Genomic DNA, 18,567 nt, shown 5'->3' on the forward strand with positions numbered 1-18,567 from the left:
AGTGTCGTGACTGAAGCCCTGATGATCCTGCTGAAGGTCTCCATTGTCGTGCTTATCGCGTGCGTCGGTGCGGGGACTTCACCTTCCGAGCTGACCTATCTATGGCGGCGCCCCGCGCTATTACTACGTTCCCTTGCAGCAATGTATCTGCTGGTTCCCCTGGTCGCGTTCGGACTTGTGCTGATCATGCCCATCGAGCGAGGGGTCAAAGCGGCGATGCTGGTGCTCGCAGTGTCGGCGGGAGCCCCACTGCTTCCCAGACGGCTCAAGAAACTGAAGAGCCAGCCATACATCTTTAGCTTGCTGATCACATCCTCGCTCGTCGCCATTGTCGCCGTGCCGCTGTGGGTGGCGTTGTTGGGCGCCTACTTTGACGTTAGGGTCGACCTACCCGTAAGCGCTGTCGTATCGGACATTGCTAAAACCATTCTGCTGCCGATTATGATCGGCATGGCGCTTCGCCTCATTCTCCCGGCCTGGTCGGAACGGCTGTCGGACCGGCTGATCAAGATTGCCGGTATTGTCCTGGCAGCGTCCGGCATCATCCTGCTAGTCGTACATAGGGAGCACCTGGTGGGTCTGAGCTGGCAAGGCGTGCTCGCGCTCGTGGGACTGATGGTTTTTGCGTTATTCATCGGTCAGCTTCTCGGCGGACCCAACCCAAGTGACCGAACCGCGCTGGCGATCGCCTGCGCAACCCGGCACGTCGGCATTGCGCTGATCGTCGCAACGGAGTTTGACGGCGTAAGAACAGCCGTACTGGTTGTTGCGTACTTCGTCACTGCTTTCATCGTTTCGAGCCTTTATCTGACCTGGCGACGACGATAGCTTGCCATGGCAAGCAAGCCACTCAAGGCTTCACAGGTGACCACGAGCCGTCGGGATCGAATGACCCGAGCCGTGACGCAATGCGCGCGGTTTGTGGTCCGAGGTTTTTCTGGTAAAGCTGGCCTTCGTCGTTGACGAGGAATGTCATCACACCCGTCGCGCCGTACGAGACTGGCCATGCCACGAGTGAGCATCCGTCGACGAGCACGCCGTCGCGCTCGTAGCTCTTGCGGCCGCCATTCGCGTGCACGCCTTGCGTCGTGAGAATCCGATAGTGATAGCCGTGGTAGCCGCCCGCAGGCGCACCGTTGCCTTGTTGCATCGCGATCGCGAGGGGTCCTAGCGGGCTCGGTGCTTCGCCCTGGGTGGCGGGCCAGTAGAGCCCATCTCGCTGTCCCGGCCTGCTCACGAGGCGCTGCGCATAGTGGTGCGTGAGCCCGCGATAGTCGTGCTGCGCATCGAGATACGCGAGCGACGTCCGCATTGCCGCGCGCTCGTTGCGACCGATACGCCGCGTCAGCAGTTCGTCCCGGCCGGCGCCCGGATCGAAGCGCCAGCCGCGCTGCGTCTTCACGAGCGGAATGGGCAGCGTCCACCCGTTCGTGCCGACCGCGACATGCGCGACCGCCGGATTCTGTCCGGACGAGGGCTCGGTCACGATCTCATGGCTCTGCGACCACGCGCCGAGAAATCGATACACATCGTCCTGACTGACGTCGTGAGCCGGAATGAAGCGCCGGAAATCGCTGCCGAGCACGCGTTGCATCGCGGCGTCGTCGCTGCTGGCGAGCGCGTCGACGAATGCGCTGGCGCCGGCTTCCGGCGTCGGAAAGACGGCTTGCGCGCGGGCGCCCGGCACGCCCGCAACCAGGAGCCACGCGGAGAACAGCGTGCGGGTCAGGAAAGAACGGGTCATCTGAGTCTCCAGTCGCGCTCACGTGCTAACGGCGAAAGCGGCCGCCGAATCCGCCGCCGCCGCCGAATCCACCGCCGCCGAACCGTCCTCCGCCGCCGCCGAAACGGTCGCCACCGAATCCGCCGCCGCCAAAGTTGCTGGCGAGCGAGCTGCGGCTGTCCTCTCCGCGCTGCATGTCCTGACGCGCGCCGTCGCCATCGCCGGCGTCGCGCAACGCGCTGTCGCGATTCGCGTAGTCCGCGTGGCTCTGCAAGTCGCTCGCGCTGAACCCGCCCTTGTCAATGCCCTGCAAGCGCTGGCTCGCCGATCCGCTCATGTTCTCCCCGGTGCGGCTGTCGAAGGTCGCCATCGCCTGGCTGCGCGACGTGTCATATCCGCGATACGCGTTGTGTTGCGCGCTGCTGAGGTTTGCGTTGCGGTTCCAGTTCGTCGTGCCGCCGCTCGCGCTGAGCCTGTTGTTGACGTTGATGTTGTTGTAGTGATTGACGTTGACGTTCACTTCGTGACTGTTCCAGTTGAAGCCGCCCCATAGTGCGTTCGTCACCGCGATACCGGCGCCGAAGGCAAGACCTGCAGCGAAGCCGGTAGCGATGGCATAACCGGGCGGAGGCGGAATGTAGACGGGCGGATACGCAGGATAGAGCCACGGTCCGTACACGAACGCAGGGTTGTAGGTGGGCACGTACACGACTTGGGGATTCGCCGGTTGAATCTGGATGGTGCTCTGCTCGATCACGACTTTCTGCTGATCGCCCGATTTGAGGTTCCCCGCCTCGTGCGCCTGCTTGCGCAGCCGCTGGACGGAATCCATCACGTCGTTGGATTGCGCGAGAAACGCATCGCCGATCTGCTTGACCCAATCGGGCTTCGACGCCATGGTGGCAAGCACCTGCGGAAACGCAACGAGCGACTGCACGCTCGGGTCCCACGGCTGCGACGCGACCGCCTTCACGGCTTCGTCGCCGGTCATCGATGCGTGAGCCTTCGACCACGCCGCGGCCGATTCCAGCTCCTTGGGATACGTCGCGGCCATCAGCACCTGCGCGAGCAAGGGATCGGGATAAAGGGCGATGGGTGCTGTCAGTGAATCGAGTTTCTGATTCGAGACCTTGACTGCGGCTTGCGCGTGGGCAATGCCCGGTAACGCGATACCCGTAGCGAGCGGCACGACAAGCGCCGCGCAAAGCACGAGCGCGATTTGAGCGGATAGTCCGGATGATTTCACGATCGAGCCCTCCCAGGCCGCCAGTTCACACCCACTCATGCACGCATTGCCACCGCTTTTAGAACTTGATGTGCACGCCGGCAAACGGACCGGCGGTTCTGATATTGTAGTAAAACGACGAGGTATTGTAGTCCTGCGCGAGGATCCGATATCCGGCGGTCATGCCAATCGTCCTGGAGACATCCCACGACACCGACGCGATCAACTGCCACGAATACTTGGCCCCTCCTGTCCCGACATCCGCGTAGCCCATGACCGACCATTTGTCCGCGAATCGATAGAAAGCACGCACGCCCACCAGACCGTCGACCCAGTCGACATTCGTGCTTCGTTGGTCACCGGCCGGCAAAACGGGACTGGGAGAAAAGGAAAGCTTCGCGTTGAGATTCGTGTAGCGCAGGCCGGCTATGAGATCCACGGGCGTTTTATCGCTCGGCAGAATACGGTAAGCGCCGACCGCCTGAACGATTCCATTGTCCAGTTGCAGGCGTGCCGTACCCAACCGCCCGCCGAGTATCGGGTCTGACGTGGTCGATACGTTGACGTAAAACCCGTCGACGATGATCGCCCAGCGATCTTTGCGCGCTTCGAAGGTCGCCATCACGCCGAAATCGAGGTCTCGCCAGATATTGGAGAAGTGGGCATCCACGTTCTGACCGGGAATTACTTGCCCGATGCGGACATTGCCGCTCTGACCCGCGAGCCAAAAGTAGGGCGTCAGCGAGAACTGCCAACCGTCCGGGCTGGACGACGTCTGCTGCACTTCAGCGGGCGCCGTTGTCGCGACTGTAGTCAGCGATGCACCGACCGCCCATGCCGCCATGCGTCGCCGTGATCTCGCTTTCATGTCCGCACCCTCACCGAAGATGACGTCATCCGTTAGCCAGGCGTGCCGGATCATTCAGTTTCCCGGGAACATCCGGTTCCAGTCCCGCTTCATGTCGACGACGATCCAGCCGTTGCCCGGCGCCGCGTCGAGAGCCTTGTCGAGTCTTCCGACTTTCGAGGTGCGGTCGTATGCATACTCTCGCGCTGCATCCGTATGGTGAATGATCACGCCGAGCCGGGCGCCCTTTCCGCTCGTCGTCCATCTGAGCATTTGCAGGTCGCCGTCCGAATTGCCAAACGCCGCGACGGGCCTCCTGCCGATGACCCTCTGGATCGTGATCGGCTTGCCCGGACCGTCGTCCACGTTTTCCACCTTTCCGATGCGCATGAGCGTCGGTTGGCCAGCGACTTCGGTGTACTGGTACTTGATGCTGCTGCCGATGACTTGTTCAGGCGGGATACCATACGCCCGCTCTGCGAATCCGCGCATGAATTCGACACCGCCGCCTGACACGATGAATGTCTTGAAGCCATTTGCCCGCATATAGCTCAAAACTTCCAGCATCGGTTGATAGACGAGTTCGGGATACGTCCTGCCGAAGCGCTTGTCGCGCGCGGAGGCCAGCCAGTCGCGCGCCTGCACGGCGAATTGATCGGAGCTCATTCCCGCGTGGGTCGCCATGATCAGCTTCATCGCGTTCGCTTCGCCGTTCTTCGCGAACACACCGGCCATGTTGCCGGCGAGCGCCGAGCGATAGGGCTCCTGGCTGCGCCATTCAGGATGCTGGGGCGCCAGCGCCTGAAGCCGCTGGAGTGCAAACACGAACTGCACGTACGCAGGCTGTTCTATCCATAGCGTGCCATCGTCGTCGAAGACGGCAATCCGCTCGGGCGGCGGCACGAAGTCGGCCGAGCCGGCAGTCGTCGTCTTTCGAACGAAGTCGACGATGGCTTTCTTTTGAGCCGTGTCGTTCCATGAAGGAAGAGGATCGACAGCGACGGCGCCGGGCTGCCCGGCGTCCCGGCCCGCAGGCACGGAACCGCACGCCGCCAGTGCGCATGCGAGCGCGAGACACGCGGACAGCCGACACGCGACGTCCATCAATCGGATCATTTTCCTTTCCTCCTCAGCGATTCCGCCTGAATACGCGATGGACGGCGAGGAGATCGCGTTATCAGGCGCGTTGATTCGCCTTAGATGAATCCTGTTCAATACCAGGGTCGGCACGCGTCTGATAAGTGCTCGGAAGATTGTGGTGCAGCCGCTATGGCTTTTCAATGAGACTTTGGTCCAATAGCGGAGATTGTTCTGCAATGCTATTTCAATGCGCTTTGTGATTCATGAATCTAATCCACAAGCTAAAATTGATTCGTTGCATTTTTTGTAACTAGGATAACGATATAAAATGAATCCGCAAAAGCGGTGTTCGAGCGGAGGGCCGTCAAGCGTGCGAGCGACAAGTCACGACGGCAGGGTCGGGAATACCAGCAAGGTATCTCCGCCATCGGCCAAACCCACGATGAAGACCTCGCGCCCGAAGTAGCTCGTAGGAGAACCATCAATGGTCCCGAGCGTGTGCGTCACCTGCTCGTACTGGAAAAGACTGCGGTGACGCTCTGGTTTCTGCGATTTGCGGGGGACGATCAGGCGTTCTCACGCGGTTTTGACAACAGGGACCGTGGAAATGCAATCAGCAAAATGACGGCAGCCGCGACCATGATGAGGCCGACTGCACCCATCGCCATGTTGAGACTCCCGGTCAGACTCTTCACGGCGCCGATGATCGCGGTACTCGAAAACGCGCCCAGACATCCGATGCTGCTGATCAACGCGATGCCCCCAGGCGCTGCGGTACGCGACAGGTATGTGGTGGGGATGGTCCAGAATACGGGTATCGCCCCGTAGAGGCCAGTAGCCGCGACCGCAAGCATCGCCAGCGTCAGCGGCAAGCTGTGGCTGACCTGGCCCAGCAGCATGAAACCAATAGCAGAAGCGATCAATGAAAGCGCCGTATGCCAGCGCCGCTCCTGCGTACGATCAGAATGACGGCCAATGGCCCACAATCCGATCGTCGCAGCCAGATAGGGCAGAGCGGACAACCATCCAATCACGCGTACGTCGTCGACTTCGAGGGTCTTGATGATCGTCGGCACCCAGAAGCTGATGGCAACGGTCGCACAGGTGATTGCGAAGTAGCCGAGAATTGCGGCATACATACGCGGATCGTTGAGCACTTCGCTCATCCAGGTTCGCGCATGGACCACGGGCTGCCGCTGCTCGAGGTCCATCTGGGACGTCACGATGGCTTTTTCGCGCGGCGACAGCCATTGCACCGCCTTGACGTTTTCGCCCAGCACGAACCAGGCAGCCACGCCGAGCGCTACCGCAGGCAACCCCTCCAGCACGAACAGCAACTGCCACCCCTTGAGCCCGAACAGGCCTGCGAGATCGTGCATGATCCAACCCGCGATCGGTCCGCCGAGAAGACCTGAAACCGGGATGCCCATCAGAAAGATCGACATCATCCGCGCGCGATAGGCCGACGGAAACCAGTACGTCAGGTACAGGATGACGCCCGGGAAGAATCCAGCCTCTGCGGCTCCCAGCGCGAATCGTGCGATGTAGAGCTGAGTCGGCGTGGTCACCAGGAACATGAAGGCCGTGATTGCTCCCCACAGCACCATGATTCGCATCAGCGTGGCGCGCGCACCGACGCGCTGCATATAGAGATTGCTCGGTACTTCGAAGATCACATAGCTCAGATAGAAAATGCCGGCGCCAAAGCCATATACCGCATCACTAAAGCCGAGGTCCTGCATGAACTGCAATTTCGCAAAGCTAAGATTGACTCGATCAAGGAAGCTGACGATATAGCAAAGCAGCAGAAACGGCATGATTCGCCAACCAATTTTGCGGTAGGTCCGGGTCGTTTCTTCCGGCGTGTAGGCAAGCGCCTCGTTTGCGTGAGGCGCGAGTGTCGTGTCCATCGTTGTCTCCTGAATCTATTAGTGTTGTGATGAGGTGCGCAAAACGGGTGTCACTCGAAGCGTCCGTGTCGGCAGTCGGTGGCGTCGGAATGCAGCCATTCGGCGATAATTTTGTCGATGCCTTCGGTCGCCGGTGCTTGCGGCGGGGTCGGCATGGGTGGACGGGTGCGGCTGAAGCGTGGCGCAGGGGCTGGCTGCACGACGCCGTCGACGTCGACGAAGACACCACGCTCCTTCATGTGCGGGTGATGCGGCGCCTCTTCAAAGGAGAGCACGGGCGCGAAGCACACGTCGGTGCCTTCGAGCAGTTCGCACCAGGCCTCACGGCTGCGTGTACGAAACACCTGCGCGAACACTTCGCGAGACCGGCTCCAGGTTCGCGGGTCATGCTGTGCGCCGATCTGCGCCGGGTCGATACCCATGCGCTCCAGCAACTCGGCGTGAAAGCGCGCCTCGATCGGTCCGACTGAGATCCACTTGCCGTCCGCGCATTCATAGACGTTATAGAAATACGCACCCGAATCGAGAACATTGTGGCCGCGCTCTGCGTGCCACTTGCCGGCGGCCACCATGCCGTAGAAGAACGTCGCCATTGACGTCGTCCCATCGACGATTGCAGCGTCGACGACCTGGCCTTTGCCCGACTTGCCAGTCTCCAGCAACGCCGCAAGCATGCCCATGGCGAGATAAAGGGCGCCCCCGCCGAAGTCGCCAAGCAGCGCCAGCGGGACGGTGGGAGATTGCCCAGCGAGTCCAATGGCGTTTAGCGCACCGCTCAGGGAGATGTAATTGATGTCGTGTCCAGCCGCGTGGGCAAGCGGACCCGTTTGCCCCCAACCGGTGATGCGCCCATAGACGAGCCGCGGATTGCGCTCGAGGCAGATTTCAGGCCCGAGACCGAGGCGCTCTGTTACACCCGGACGAAAACCTTCGATCAAGGCATCGGCATGGTCGATCAGCTCAAGCGCCTGCCTGATCGCAGCGGGATCTTTCAGGTCGAGGGCAACGGCTTTTCGGTTGCGCAGCAGCAGGTTATATCGCAAGGGGCGCTTGACCCCTAAATCCACCGGCTCCGCCCGGTCGATGCGCAATACCTCGGCCCCCATATCCGCAAGCAGCATCGCGGCCATCGGTCCGGGGCCGATGCCCCCCAGTTCGACGATCTTCAGGCCAGCAAGTGGTCCCATTTCTATCTCCTCATACTAAAACTGAAACTGCGGCGTGCCTGTCCGGCTCATTCAAGCGTTGCGAATCGAGCGCGGTGGAAATTACGGTATATGGTGGACTATAACGACAGGTCGAAATTATTGCGAGATATTTCGATATAACGTACACTACTACGGTAGGTCGAAATATTGAAAACGAGTGAACCGGCATCTGCACGGCTCACATCGATTAACGGAGGAGGCATTCATGGATCTGGGACTGAACGGACGCGTCGCAATCGTGACGGGATCGGGGCGAGGCATCGGAAAGGCGGCGCTGCATGCGCTCGGCCGGGAAGGCGCGAAGATTGTCGTCACCGACATCAACGGCGAACTCGTAGCGGCAACGCAGGCGGAATTGAGCGACGCGGGCTTCGAAGCTATCGGCGTCGCTGCGGACGTCTGTAACGAAGGCGACGTCGCTCGCCTCGTCGAGCAAACCGTGGCGGCGTTTGGCAAGGTCGACATTCTTGTCAACAACGCCGGCTTTACGCGCGACAAATATCTGACGAAGATGCCCACTGAAGATTGGGATGCGGTCGTCAATACCGTGCTGAAGGGCTCGTACCTGTGCACGAAGGCCGCACTGCCGTCGATGATGGAACAGCGCTGGGGACGCATCATCAACATTTCGTCGCGCGCGCACTTCGGGAACCCCGGCCAGGCGAACTATTCGGCCGCAAAGGCCGGCTTGCTCGGGTTCACAAGCGCGCTGGCGCTGGAGCAGGGCAAGTACAACATCACCGTGAATGCCATCGCACCCGGGTTCGTCGAGACGGAACTCGTCAAGGCGCTGCCCACTTACGAGCGGTTGCGCGACGCGGCGCTTGCGCGCAATCCGCTGCCGCGGCTCGGCACCCCTGAGGACATCGCGGACGCCGTCACGTGGCTCGCGTCGGACAGGGCGGGATACATCACCGGCGAAACGCTGCACGTAACCGGCGGCCGCTACTCATCGTAAGGAGTTAATCCATGCAAACCGCCATTGCCTCTCAACCCCAGGTGCAGCCGCTGCGCCTTGCCGTTCACAACTGGGACACGCTGTACGAAGGCCTGACGTTCGAGTCGCGCGGACGTACCGTTACCGAGGCCGATGTGGTCGCATTCAGTGGCTTGTCGGGTGACTTCAACCGCATCCATACCGACCGCGAATACGCCAGATCGACACCCTATGGCGAGCGCATCGCGCACGGGTTGCTTGTGTTGTCGATCCTCTCGGGCCTGACGACGCAGGCCGATGGCTATCGTGCAATCGAACCATCGATCGTCGCGATGCGTGACATCGCATGCCGGTTTCCCCGCCCGACACTAATCGGAGACACAATTTTTGTCCGCGTGACCGTACTTGAGAAGAAGGATACCGGGAAGGTCGACCGGGGTGATGTGACGTTCCGCCGGGAAGCCATTAACCAGCGCGGCGAGGTGGTCGCGCAGGCCGACTTCCGGATGATTCTGCGCAAGGAAGGAGCAGTCGCATGAGTGTGTTCCCCAGTCTCGAAAGGCTTGTCGAGCCCCGCAGTGTCGTCATCGTGGGCGCGTCGTCCCGCGAAGGAAGCCAGGGCCACCGGCTGGTCATGAACGTCCTCGAGCATTCACGCTTTGCGGGCGACGTCCATCTGGTGAATCCGTCAGGCCTTTCGATCTGCGGGCGGCCGTGCTGGCCGTCGATCGATGCTGTCCCAGCGGGTGACATCGACGTCGCGCTCGTGATCGTCAACGCGTCGCGGGTGATGGAAGCGCTTCGTCAGTGCGCGGCGCGCGGCATCCCGTTCGCGATCGTGATGAGCTCCGGATTCGCGGAAGCGGATGAGGCAGGCAAGGCGCTCGAAGCCGAAATTGCAGACCTGTGCCGTGCTACCGGACTTCGCGTGTACGGTCCCAACTGCCCGGGATTTGTGAACGTGCGTGACCGGATCGGGCTGACGTTTTCCCCGGCGTTCAAGGACGATCTCAACGGCGGAGCCATTGGGCTCGCCACCCAGGGCGGCGGTCTCGGGCGCAACGTATTGCAGAGTTTGAGCTACGGCGAGGGTGTGGGCCTTTGGTTCTCGGCCGGCAACGAGGTCGATCTGGGCGTGCCTGATTTCATCGCGCATATGGCAACGGATCCGCGTATCAGCGTGATTGCGGTCTTGATGGAGGGCATCAAGGACGGCCGCAAACTGATCGATGCGCTCAAGCTCGCTCGCGAGAACGCAAAGCCGGTGGTGATCCTGAAGGTCGGACGCTCCGAGTTGGGGGTGCGCGCCGCGCAGTCGCACACGGCTTCCATTGCCGGGTCGGCGGCGGTCAATAGCGCGGTGTTTCGCCAATATGGCGCAATCGAAGTCGACGATCTGAGCGAACTGGCGGCCGTGTCGAAGCTGTGCCTGCGCGCACGCACGTTGGGCGGTGATGGCGTGTGTGTCTTGAGCTTTTCGGGAGGCGCGTGCGCGCTGGCCGCCGATGCTGTCGGCGCGGCCCAGTTGCCAATGGCATCGCTGCACGAGCAGACGACGGCTGCGCTGCGCGAGGTGTTGCCGGCGTTTGCCAGCGTCGCGAATCCAGTGGACACCACCGCAGACATCATGCGCGACTCCGCCATGACGAGCGCCTGCCTGCGCACCCTGTGTGAAGAGCCGAATGTCGGCGCGGTGCTGTTTCCGATTCCGATGGACTATGGCGACATTACGGGTGCGATGGCGTCCGCCATCGTCGAGGCGAGCCGCACGTCGAAAGCCGTGGTGGTGCCCGTCTGGATGAGCCGTCGCATGGGCAAGGGGTTCCAGATGCTGGAGTCGAACGGTCTTCAGCCTTTTCTTTCCGTGACTGAGGCCGTGCGCGCACTCAAGAAGGTACACGACTGGCGTGCGGGTCAGATATCAGCGTGTGCCGCACAGACTCCGGCTGCGCATGGCGACACCGGTGTTTCCGGGGGCGCCGAAGTCGGGCAAGGCCAGATGGTCGGGGCCACCCCTGCGTTGACGGAAGTGGATGCCAAGCGCCTGCTGGGCCGTCACGGCATCGTTGTCCCCTCGGGCGAACTGACGATGAGTGCGGCGGCTGCAGCCGAGACGGCAACACGCATCGGGTTTCCGTGTGTGATGAAAGTCGTGAGCCCCGACATCGCGCACAAGACCGAAGCCGGCGGCGTGCGTCTGAACCTGGAGACGGCAGCGGATGCGCGCACGGCCTACGACGAAATCGTGGCTAACGCCGGGCGCTACCGACCGGACGCAATCGTCGAAGGCGTGCTCGTCGAGCGAATGTTGCCCCCAGGCGGCCGGGAGATGCTCGTCGGCGTGCATCGGGACGAGGCTTTTGGTCCGGTTCTGACCGTCGGGCTGGGCGGCATATTGGTCGAAGTGCTCAAGGATGTTTCCCACCGCGTCATTCCCGTCGACCACGCCGACGCGCGTCGGATGATCGCTGAATTGCGTCATTCGGATCTGCTCGGCGCGGTGCGTGGTCAGCCTCCGGCTGATGTCGAAGCGCTCGCGGCTTTGCTGGTGCAAGTCTCGGAGTTCGTCGAGCGAGCGCATGGCGCAATTGATCAACTCGACATCAACCCGGTATGGGTCGGCGCGCTCGGAGAGGGTGCGATTGCACTCGATGCTCTGATGGTGTTGGCCCAAGGCGCTGACGCAAACGCTCTCTAATACGGCTCATTCAATTCAAATCAAGGAAAACGACGTGACGATTCAAACCCAGATTGGCTATGCAACCGTGCAGGACATCTTCGTGCGCGGCAAGAACCTTTCCACGGAAATTATCCCGAATACCGATTTCGTCGACATGGTCTGTCTGTGCATGCTTGGCAAGACGCCCGATGCCAACTTCAAGCGCATGATCAATGTGCTCCTCGTGACCTCGACGGATCACGGCTTCACGCCGAGTTCGATGGCCAGCCGCCTCACGATTCTCGGCGCTCCCGAGTCGCTACAGGGCGCAGTGGCAGCCGGCCTGCTGGGTGCAGGCGATCGTTACCTCGGCGTGACGCAGAACGTCGCATCGATGCTGCAGATCGAGAGTGAGGGCCTTGCTGCCAACGCGCCGCAGTTCGAATTCGACGCGCGCGCCAGAGATCTACTTGCTCGCTACAAGGCGGAAAAGCGCCGTATCCATGGTGTGGGTCATCCGATTCACGTCGACGGCGATCCGCGGGTACCGGCGCTGCGCAAGATCTCTCAGGAAACCGGGTACTACCGTAGCGGCTGGCGGTTGCTCGATGCGATCGAAACAATCAATCGCGTCGAGTTCGATCGCAAACTGCCTATCAATGGCGCGGGAGCCATGGGCGCAGTCGCTGCCGACCTCGGCCTCGATCCGCGGGCCGCACGCGGGCTGGCGCTGGTGGGACGCGCTGCGGGCCTCGCTGCGCATATTCTGGAAGAAGTCATGACGCCGACGGCGACGGACATGTGGGATCTCGTGCTCGAGGCCGAGGCCGAGGCTGCGTCCAAGGCCTGACCAATGCGGCGCGCATGAGCGCGCCGCTCAAAACATAACGGAGACAACGTGGAATTTTCACTCGATAGTTTTCAGGTCGAACTGCGCGACGCACTGCGGCGCTACCTTGTGACGGAGGTCGCTCCTCTGGTGGACCGCTATGAAGCGCAGGGCACACCCGTGCCCCGGGACGTGATCCGCGCAATGCGCGAGTATGGGCTCCTGGGCGGTCTGCTGCCCGAAGCGCAGGGCGGCTTCGGTCTGTCAATGGTGACCTACGGCACGCTGATCGCGGAAGTGGCGCGGGTGTGGCCGTCGCTTCGCAGCGTGACGAGCACGAGCAACCTCGCGGCGTCGGTGCTCGCGGACGGCGGCAGCGAGGCGCTGAAGGACACTTATCTGCCGAGGATTCTGCAAGGAGACGCGATCGCGTCCTTCGCGCTGAGCGAACCGGATATCGGCTCCGATGCGGCGAACGTGCAGACCCGAGCGGACGCCACTTCCGATGGATGGCGAGTCAACGGCCGGAAGCTATACATCAGCAACGGGCCGTTTTGCGACGTTGGCGTTGTGTTCGTCCGCACGCAGGATGCTCAGGGGCGCAGCGGCGTGTCATGCCTCTTGTTCGAGAGCCGCACATCGGGATTCTCGACGACCTCCTTGCCGAAGATGGGCATGCATAGCTGTCCGCTGGGCGAGTTGCTGTTCGACGATGTCGTCTTGCCGGCAGGCAACCTGGTGGGTGAACTTGGCAACGGGTTCGCGCTGGCGAAGAAGTATCTGAATATCGGACGCTGTGTGGTAGCATTTTCAGCCCTTGGAATCGCGGAGGTCGCCTGCGAAGCGGCGGTAAAGTATGCGCAGGAGCGCGTGCAATTCGGCAAGCCGATCGGGTCCTTCCAGCTTGTCCAGCAGATGATCGCGGACATGATGAGCATGGTGGAAACGTCTCGCCTCTTGTGCTATCGCGCCGCAGATGCGCTCGACCGCAAACTGCCCGATAGCCAGATGCTCTGCTCGATGGCCAAGCGTCATGCGACCGACTCTGTATTGCGGGTTGCCGAATTGTCTTTGCAAGTCCACGGTGGTGCCGGCTATACCTCGCTGTTCCCGGTCGAGCGTTACTATCGCGACGCCCGACACTTGAGCATCGCCGAAGGCACGAACCAGATTCAGGCGATGCTGATCGCTCAAAGTTCTCTCGGCCTTTCCGCCTTGCGCTGACACGGTCCAGATTACGCTAACCAAAGAACGAGTCCACGAGCATGCCGCAAGTCGTTCCCGCAGCCAACCGCGTACTACAGGCGCTTGAAGTCTTCGCCCAGGAAGGGCGCCCGCTTAGCAATTCGGAACTCGCGAGGCGCCTCGAACTCGCCGACAGCAGTTGTTCCGATCTGCTCCACACAATGCGTGAGGCAGGCTATGTGATGCGTACGCCAAAGGGGCGGGCGTTCTACCCGACCTCGAAGCTCGGCGACCTGGCGCAACGGATCATGTCATTCGATCCCATGAACCTGGTGGCTTCGGAAGCGCTGCAGATGTTGACGAGCCGCTCCGGCGAGACTTCGATGTGCGGTCTGCTCGACGGCTCCCGTGTCAAGATCTTCGCATGTCAGGAGAGCCCTGAAGCGCTGCGTTACGTTCTGCGTCCCGGTACGATGGTTGATCTGCACAATACCGCGCTGGGCAAGGCACTGCTGGGATCGATGCCCGACAGCATGCGCAGCGCGTTCATCGACTCCCTGCCGCTCGAGGCCACGACTGCAACGACAATCACGGATCGCGACGCGCTTCGGCGTGAAATCGAAAAGGGCATAAGCGCGCACTATTTTGTCGCCAACGAAGAGGGTGGCATGGGAATCTTCGCGTTGGCGATTGCCGGGAAAATCAACGATCAACTGGTCAGCTTTTCGCTCGTCGGTCCGGCTCACCGCTTCCAGGCAAATTTCGACAAGCACGTGGAAATTCTCCTCGAGGCACGCGCGGATTTCTTCGGCCGTTGAGTGTCGTGTTTGTGCCCGCCTGCGAATGCCGCAAAGGTCATCCGCGTACCTTGAGGTGCGGCAGGTTCATACATGATGTCTAGTCCCGTTGCGGGAAAAGGCAAAGGCCGATTCGTTCGAGTCAGCCATCCAGGGTTCGATGCATTAGCTTGCAGGCATGCTCTCCAGCGCACGCGCCGCCGCCAGCAGGCCACCCAGTACCTTGTCTGCCACCTGCTCGGAGAACCCTGCGGGCAGTTCGGCGCGGACTTTCTCTACGACCTCGGGCGTGCGGGCGATAATCTCCTGCAGGAGCGGCTCCGCATTGTCGCCATAACCGACCTTCCTGGCCGTGCTGTTGAAATGCCGCCGCTCGATTTTATGCACCTGATAGTGCTTATTCTTCCCGAGCAAGGCCATTGCCAGTTTGATTTCCTGGCCTGCCCACTGACTCGGCCCGTCGCCGATGACCGGGTAGGCGGACATCACGTCATACATCGGGGTCAGCTTGAAGCGTCCCGCGTCGCCGGCAAGCAATTGGATACTAAAATTTTTGGCATGGCCGTCCGGCGCCCGAATCATCCAGAAAATGATTTGTGAGGCCATGAGCGTGCGCATGTCTTCTGCCGCCTGCTGCGACTGCTGCAAGAGCGTGAAGATCTGCTTGAGGCCCGGGCCACCCTCATTCTCGTACTTGAGCAGGGGCGATGTGCCGGTTGCCTGGCAGAAATCCTCCTGGATAAGCCGAAACAGCTTCTTTCCACTGCGCGAGCGCACCCGGTCGAAACGCTCAACGACGAGCACCCGTTGTGAGCCAAACGTCTCAATGCGCGCCTCTGCCGTGGGCAGCCCGTACTCCTTGAACAGCCGCAGGCACAGCCACTCGTTGTCAACCGAGGTGGTGAAGTCAGCCTTGCGCCCGCCCACCATGCCGATAGGCAGCTTGAAGATGTGCGTCGTCGGCGTCGTGCCGCGCGGCTTCATCCATTGCCCTTCCGACCACAGAAAGGCGTCCTTCTCTTGCGCGCCGGCCAGCGAGATGCGGAAGTCGTCATCGGGGTCCCTCGCCGCAGCGAAACGGTCCGGACTGACGACTTCGAGCAGGTGCCGCTCGATTGCCTCTTCGTCAACGACGATACCCTCGATCTTGTCTATCCCCTCCGGTACAGCCTCGTCCGGCAAGAGCTGTAAGGCCCCTACGCAGTCGCGACCAATGGCGGCCAGGAGGTCGAATGCTTCGATGGAACCCGTCTTGAACCGCGCCGCCACCCGCTTTCGAATAGTCTCGCTATCGGGCAGCAGGCCGTCGAAGTAGTGGGAGACACTGTCTCCCTTCAGCGGCTCGTTGTGGAGGTTGTATGGCAGGGACAGGGATATCGGGCGGCCACGCGCTGATTCGCGCCAGGCCGCATCGTACTGCAACTCGGACTCCCCATTGGCACTGATGGTCCAACGCCCGACGAAATCGCCGTTGGCCCAAAGGGAAAGGGTTTGGCTGTGCGAGCGGCGGCCCATACTCACCACTCCGGGACGTTTTTCAACTCGACCGCGTCCCGTTCCCCGAGGCGCAATTCAAGCCCGATGGCTGAGCACCAGCTGAGCAACTGCCTGAAGCTGAGCTCGCCCGGGTTCCTTTCCAGGTACGAGATGCGGTTCTGACTCAAGCCGACGCGCTGCGCTACTTCCGCCTGCGTGAGCTTGCGCCGCTTGCGTGATGCAACGAGCAACTGACCGAGTTGGGGCGCGGTCACGAGCGGTTGAGTAGAGAGAGCGGCAGACATGAGTTTATCCGTTATTCGGCTATATTCATTTTAGCCGGTATTCGGATAAAGTCAATTTAGCCGATATACAGATATTCTTGATTTATCCGCTATACGGCTATCGCATGGCAGGCACAAACTTTCGTGTGCTCAAGGGCGAGGGGCTGTCGGTCACGCTTGCCGACACGATAGACATGGTTGGCGATCTGATGCCTGTGCTTAACGGCCGCGGCGGAATGGAACTGCTCGACAATCTCCGCGCAGGCTGCGCCGGCATGATTGTCGCGCCCGATTGCTTTGACTGGCAGCAGCGCATCTAATGTGCCTTCCACAACGGGGATACGGACCAGGCCGAAGCACTTTACCAGCAGGTCCTGCCTGCCATCGTATTCGTCATGCAATCGCTAGACACGCTGATCTGCTACGGTAAGCGCATCGCGGCCTGGCGGATGGGTTTTGAAGTCGAGCATCATCGTGACGCAAAAATACAGCCGACCCGCTTCGGCCTGGAGGCCGCGCACCGGTTCGCCCAGGCGCTGGGGCCACTAGCCTGATCAACCCACCCGCTGCGGATCGCGACAAATTCAAGATGTGAGGGACTTCCTCATCCCGATGCGACGCTGAAGTCGCGGGCTGACGTAACCAGGAAATACAAGGTCAACGTGCCCTGCGTACTGGGTTCAGCCGGGCCGCTTGCAGCAACGATGCGACCGAATATATTTCGGAATCGGGCCCAACGAAGGATTGCACTTCGACCACATGCGGCAGGTGCAGCGGGGCGAAAGAAACCGTCCGGCGTTCGGTACATAGTCCTGTTTCCAAGGCCGAGCTTGCTAACGCCAGGCCGGACCCGGTGGCCTTGAGGCACGCCTCCTTTCGAGTCCAACCTCTGAGAAAGGTGTCGTTCAGATCGCCGTTCCGAATATTCGACAGTTGTTCGCGTTCCGACGGAGAAAAATGGACGCGAGCAATTTCCAACGCGTCGGCAATCGCTCGCGGACACTCGATGTCGACGCCGACTTCACCCTTGCGGGAGACCGCAACAAGCGCGACATCATTGCAGTGGCTGACGTTGAAATATATGCCGAACCTGGCATCGATCATTGGCTTTCCGAATGGACCGTAACCAATGACGATATCGCCCGGCGCCATCCCTGTCTCCATCGCCAGGATTCCTCGTAACGCTACGCGGGCCGCCAGGTAACGCCGCCGGTGCACCTCAAGGACAAACCGTTGTGCTTTCGCGTGTTCGGAGCTTGCCAATCGATCCAGTTCGACCGCCGATGGATGGTTCTGCAACGATGCTCTCCATACCTGTGTGTGTCCTGCCATGCAGGGCGCAAGACGAGTGACTAACGACGAGCAGGACGTCAGCATGCTATTTCCCCGGAAGCGGCCACGTTTGAAATGGATCGAATGGTTAGCTCGACGACATGGATGCAAGTACACCCCTGTTTGACCCGGACCCACCGGCCGCACTCTGCATCGTTTGCCCTGAGCGAAGTCGCAGATGCACTACTGCGTCACCCAGCATCGCTTACACAATATTGCCCCGCCGACAATCGCTCGCGCATCAGGCTGCGCGCCCGATGGAGGCGGCTCTTGGCAGCCTCCACCGTGATTCCAAGGTAAGCAGCCGCCTCGGGAGCGGTCCATTCGTTGACGTCGCGCAGGATCAGGATCTCGCTGTACGCCGGCGGCAGCGTGGCGATGGCCGCGATGAGATCCTGGCGCAGTTCATCCCGCGCGTCCGCGGCCGGCATCGATGCTTCCATCTGCTCGTCCATCGGCTCCGTGTTTCTCCCCGCCTTGAACGCGCGGAAGCATTCGCGTTCAACGATGCGAAAGATCCAGACCGCAAATGCCGAAACCGTGCGAAGGGTGCCGATGTGCATGTGCAGCTTCCACAAGGCAATCTGGACGGCATCCTCGGCATCTTCGCTGGTAGCGCAAACCCTTCGCGCAAAGCGCTTCAGGTCCGGTCGCGAGCGCGTCAGCAGTTTTTCGAGTGCCGACGAGTCGCCGTTGCAGGCCGCTTCGACGACTTCCTGATCGATCTTCATGCCGCACCTCGCAAACTCGCACGATGTTTGAATCCTTTTGGCTTCGCGACGACTCTTTCCATATGTGGGCTTCCTCCTTCAACCCGAATCAACCAGAAAGGAACTTGCATGTCTACCCTGTTTTTTCAGAAAAACCTGCCACAGTGGGAACGCACGCTGCGGACCGTCCTGGGCCTTGCTGTCCTGATCGGCGCGTTCCTCGTTCCGATGGAGCCGTGGCTCAAATGGCTGCTCGTCGCCTCAGGTGCCTCGTTCGTGGCAATGGGCTTCGTCGGATTCTGTCCGATGTGTGCCATGGCCGGTCGCAGGCCGAGGACGTGAATGAGTGCGCGCAGGCCTCCGGG

General features: G+C 61.1%; 20 protein-coding genes. 10 read left to right on the top strand and 10 right to left on the bottom strand.

Annotation, left to right across the window (positions count from 1 at the left end; genetic code table 11):
• Positions 1-6 precede the first annotated feature (6 nt).
• Positions 7-828: a bile acid:sodium symporter family protein gene (locus tag AWB68_RS04745; RefSeq protein ID WP_125482873.1), complete on the top strand. Its 822-nt coding sequence runs from the start codon at positions 7-9 to the stop codon at positions 826-828.
• 22 nt (positions 829-850) lie between these two features.
• On the opposite strand, the gene AWB68_RS04750 is transcribed toward AWB68_RS04745, so the two are convergent.
• From AWB68_RS04750 to AWB68_RS04775, 6 genes are all read right to left on the bottom strand, one after another.
• Positions 851-1,744 carry a DUF2950 domain-containing protein gene (locus AWB68_RS04750; protein ID WP_087643205.1) on the bottom strand — a complete coding sequence of 298 codons (894 nt, stop codon included), beginning with the start codon at positions 1,742-1,744 and terminating at the stop codon, positions 851-853.
• A 25-nt stretch (positions 1,745-1,769) separates the two neighbouring features.
• Entirely contained in the window at positions 1,770-2,969 is a 1,200-nt protein-coding gene (locus AWB68_RS04755; RefSeq protein ID WP_374729552.1) for a DUF3300 domain-containing protein, read from the bottom strand.
• 58 nt (positions 2,970-3,027) lie between these two features.
• Positions 3,028-3,870 carry a hypothetical protein gene (locus AWB68_RS04760; RefSeq protein ID WP_087643207.1) on the bottom strand — a complete coding sequence of 281 codons (843 nt, stop codon included), beginning with the start codon at positions 3,868-3,870 and terminating at the stop codon, positions 3,028-3,030.
• Complete coding sequence (locus AWB68_RS04765) at positions 3,871-4,911, bottom strand: HAD family hydrolase (protein ID WP_200828632.1); 1,041 nt, start codon at positions 4,909-4,911, stop codon at positions 3,871-3,873.
• A 530-nt stretch (positions 4,912-5,441) separates the two neighbouring features.
• Positions 5,442-6,785 carry an MFS transporter gene (locus AWB68_RS04770; protein WP_087643209.1) on the bottom strand — a complete coding sequence of 448 codons (1,344 nt, stop codon included), beginning with the start codon at positions 6,783-6,785 and terminating at the stop codon, positions 5,442-5,444.
• A 50-nt stretch (positions 6,786-6,835) separates the two neighbouring features.
• Positions 6,836-7,972, bottom strand: a complete 1,137-nt coding sequence (locus AWB68_RS04775; protein ID WP_087643210.1) for a CaiB/BaiF CoA transferase family protein — start codon at positions 7,970-7,972, stop codon at positions 6,836-6,838.
• Positions 7,973-8,198: 226 nt separating this feature from the next.
• Here AWB68_RS04775 and AWB68_RS04780 point away from each other — a divergent pair, with 226 nt between their 5' ends.
• Genes AWB68_RS04780 through AWB68_RS04805 form a run of 6 tightly spaced genes read left to right on the top strand, consistent with a single transcriptional unit; the run spans position 8,199 to position 14,421 of the window.
• Positions 8,199-8,951: a beta-ketoacyl-ACP reductase gene (locus tag AWB68_RS04780; RefSeq protein WP_087643211.1), complete on the top strand. Its 753-nt coding sequence runs from the start codon at positions 8,199-8,201 to the stop codon at positions 8,949-8,951.
• An 11-nt stretch (positions 8,952-8,962) separates the two neighbouring features.
• Entirely contained in the window at positions 8,963-9,469 is a 507-nt protein-coding gene (locus AWB68_RS04785; RefSeq protein ID WP_087643212.1) for a MaoC/PaaZ C-terminal domain-containing protein, read from the top strand.
• The gene (locus AWB68_RS04790; RefSeq protein ID WP_087643213.1) at positions 9,466-11,628 is read left to right on the top strand and encodes an acetate--CoA ligase family protein; all 2,163 of its coding nucleotides are present in this window, start codon (positions 9,466-9,468) and stop codon (positions 11,626-11,628) included. Before AWB68_RS04785 ends, AWB68_RS04790 begins: the two co-directional genes overlap by 4 nt.
• A gap of 34 nt (positions 11,629-11,662) precedes the next feature.
• Entirely contained in the window at positions 11,663-12,439 is a 777-nt protein-coding gene (locus AWB68_RS04795) for a citryl-CoA lyase (protein WP_087643214.1), read from the top strand.
• A 48-nt stretch (positions 12,440-12,487) separates the two neighbouring features.
• Complete coding sequence (locus tag AWB68_RS04800; protein WP_087643215.1) at positions 12,488-13,642, top strand: acyl-CoA dehydrogenase family protein; 1,155 nt, start codon at positions 12,488-12,490, stop codon at positions 13,640-13,642.
• A gap of 41 nt (positions 13,643-13,683) precedes the next feature.
• A complete protein-coding gene (locus AWB68_RS04805) occupies positions 13,684-14,421 on the top strand; it encodes an IclR family transcriptional regulator (RefSeq protein WP_087643216.1) in 738 nt (245 codons plus the stop codon).
• A gap of 144 nt (positions 14,422-14,565) precedes the next feature.
• Here AWB68_RS04805 and AWB68_RS04810 read toward each other — a convergent pair whose 3' ends face one another.
• Entirely contained in the window at positions 14,566-15,915 is a 1,350-nt protein-coding gene (locus tag AWB68_RS04810) for a type II toxin-antitoxin system HipA family toxin (protein WP_087643217.1), read from the bottom strand.
• Between the two features lie 2 nt (positions 15,916-15,917).
• Complete coding sequence (locus tag AWB68_RS04815) at positions 15,918-16,181, bottom strand: helix-turn-helix domain-containing protein (protein WP_087643218.1); 264 nt, start codon at positions 16,179-16,181, stop codon at positions 15,918-15,920.
• 104 nt (positions 16,182-16,285) lie between these two features.
• Between AWB68_RS04815 and AWB68_RS04820 the strand changes: the two genes are divergently transcribed.
• On the top strand, positions 16,286-16,480 hold the full coding sequence (locus tag AWB68_RS04820) for a hypothetical protein (RefSeq protein ID WP_087643219.1): 195 nt from the start codon (positions 16,286-16,288) through the stop codon (positions 16,478-16,480).
• A 75-nt stretch (positions 16,481-16,555) separates the two neighbouring features.
• Positions 16,556-16,714, top strand: a complete 159-nt coding sequence (locus AWB68_RS48125; protein WP_160109968.1) for a hypothetical protein — start codon at positions 16,556-16,558, stop codon at positions 16,712-16,714.
• Positions 16,715-16,817: 103 nt separating this feature from the next.
• On the opposite strand, the gene AWB68_RS04825 is transcribed toward AWB68_RS48125, so the two are convergent.
• Together AWB68_RS04825 and AWB68_RS04830 are read right to left on the bottom strand one after the other, a co-directional pair.
• Positions 16,818-17,459: a 4'-phosphopantetheinyl transferase family protein gene (locus AWB68_RS04825; RefSeq protein ID WP_160109969.1), complete on the bottom strand. Its 642-nt coding sequence runs from the start codon at positions 17,457-17,459 to the stop codon at positions 16,818-16,820.
• 224 nt (positions 17,460-17,683) lie between these two features.
• Complete coding sequence (locus AWB68_RS04830) at positions 17,684-18,223, bottom strand: RNA polymerase sigma factor (protein ID WP_087643221.1); 540 nt, start codon at positions 18,221-18,223, stop codon at positions 17,684-17,686.
• Between the two features lie 108 nt (positions 18,224-18,331).
• Between AWB68_RS04830 and AWB68_RS04835 the strand changes: the two genes are divergently transcribed.
• Positions 18,332-18,544 (top strand): YgaP family membrane protein, encoded by a 213-nt coding sequence (locus AWB68_RS04835; RefSeq protein WP_235028208.1) that lies wholly within the window; start codon positions 18,332-18,334, stop codon positions 18,542-18,544.
• Positions 18,545-18,567: the final 23 nt, after the last annotated feature.

This window comes from Caballeronia choica (genome assembly GCF_001544535.1).
Lineage (GTDB): Bacteria > Pseudomonadota > Gammaproteobacteria > Burkholderiales > Burkholderiaceae > Caballeronia > Caballeronia choica.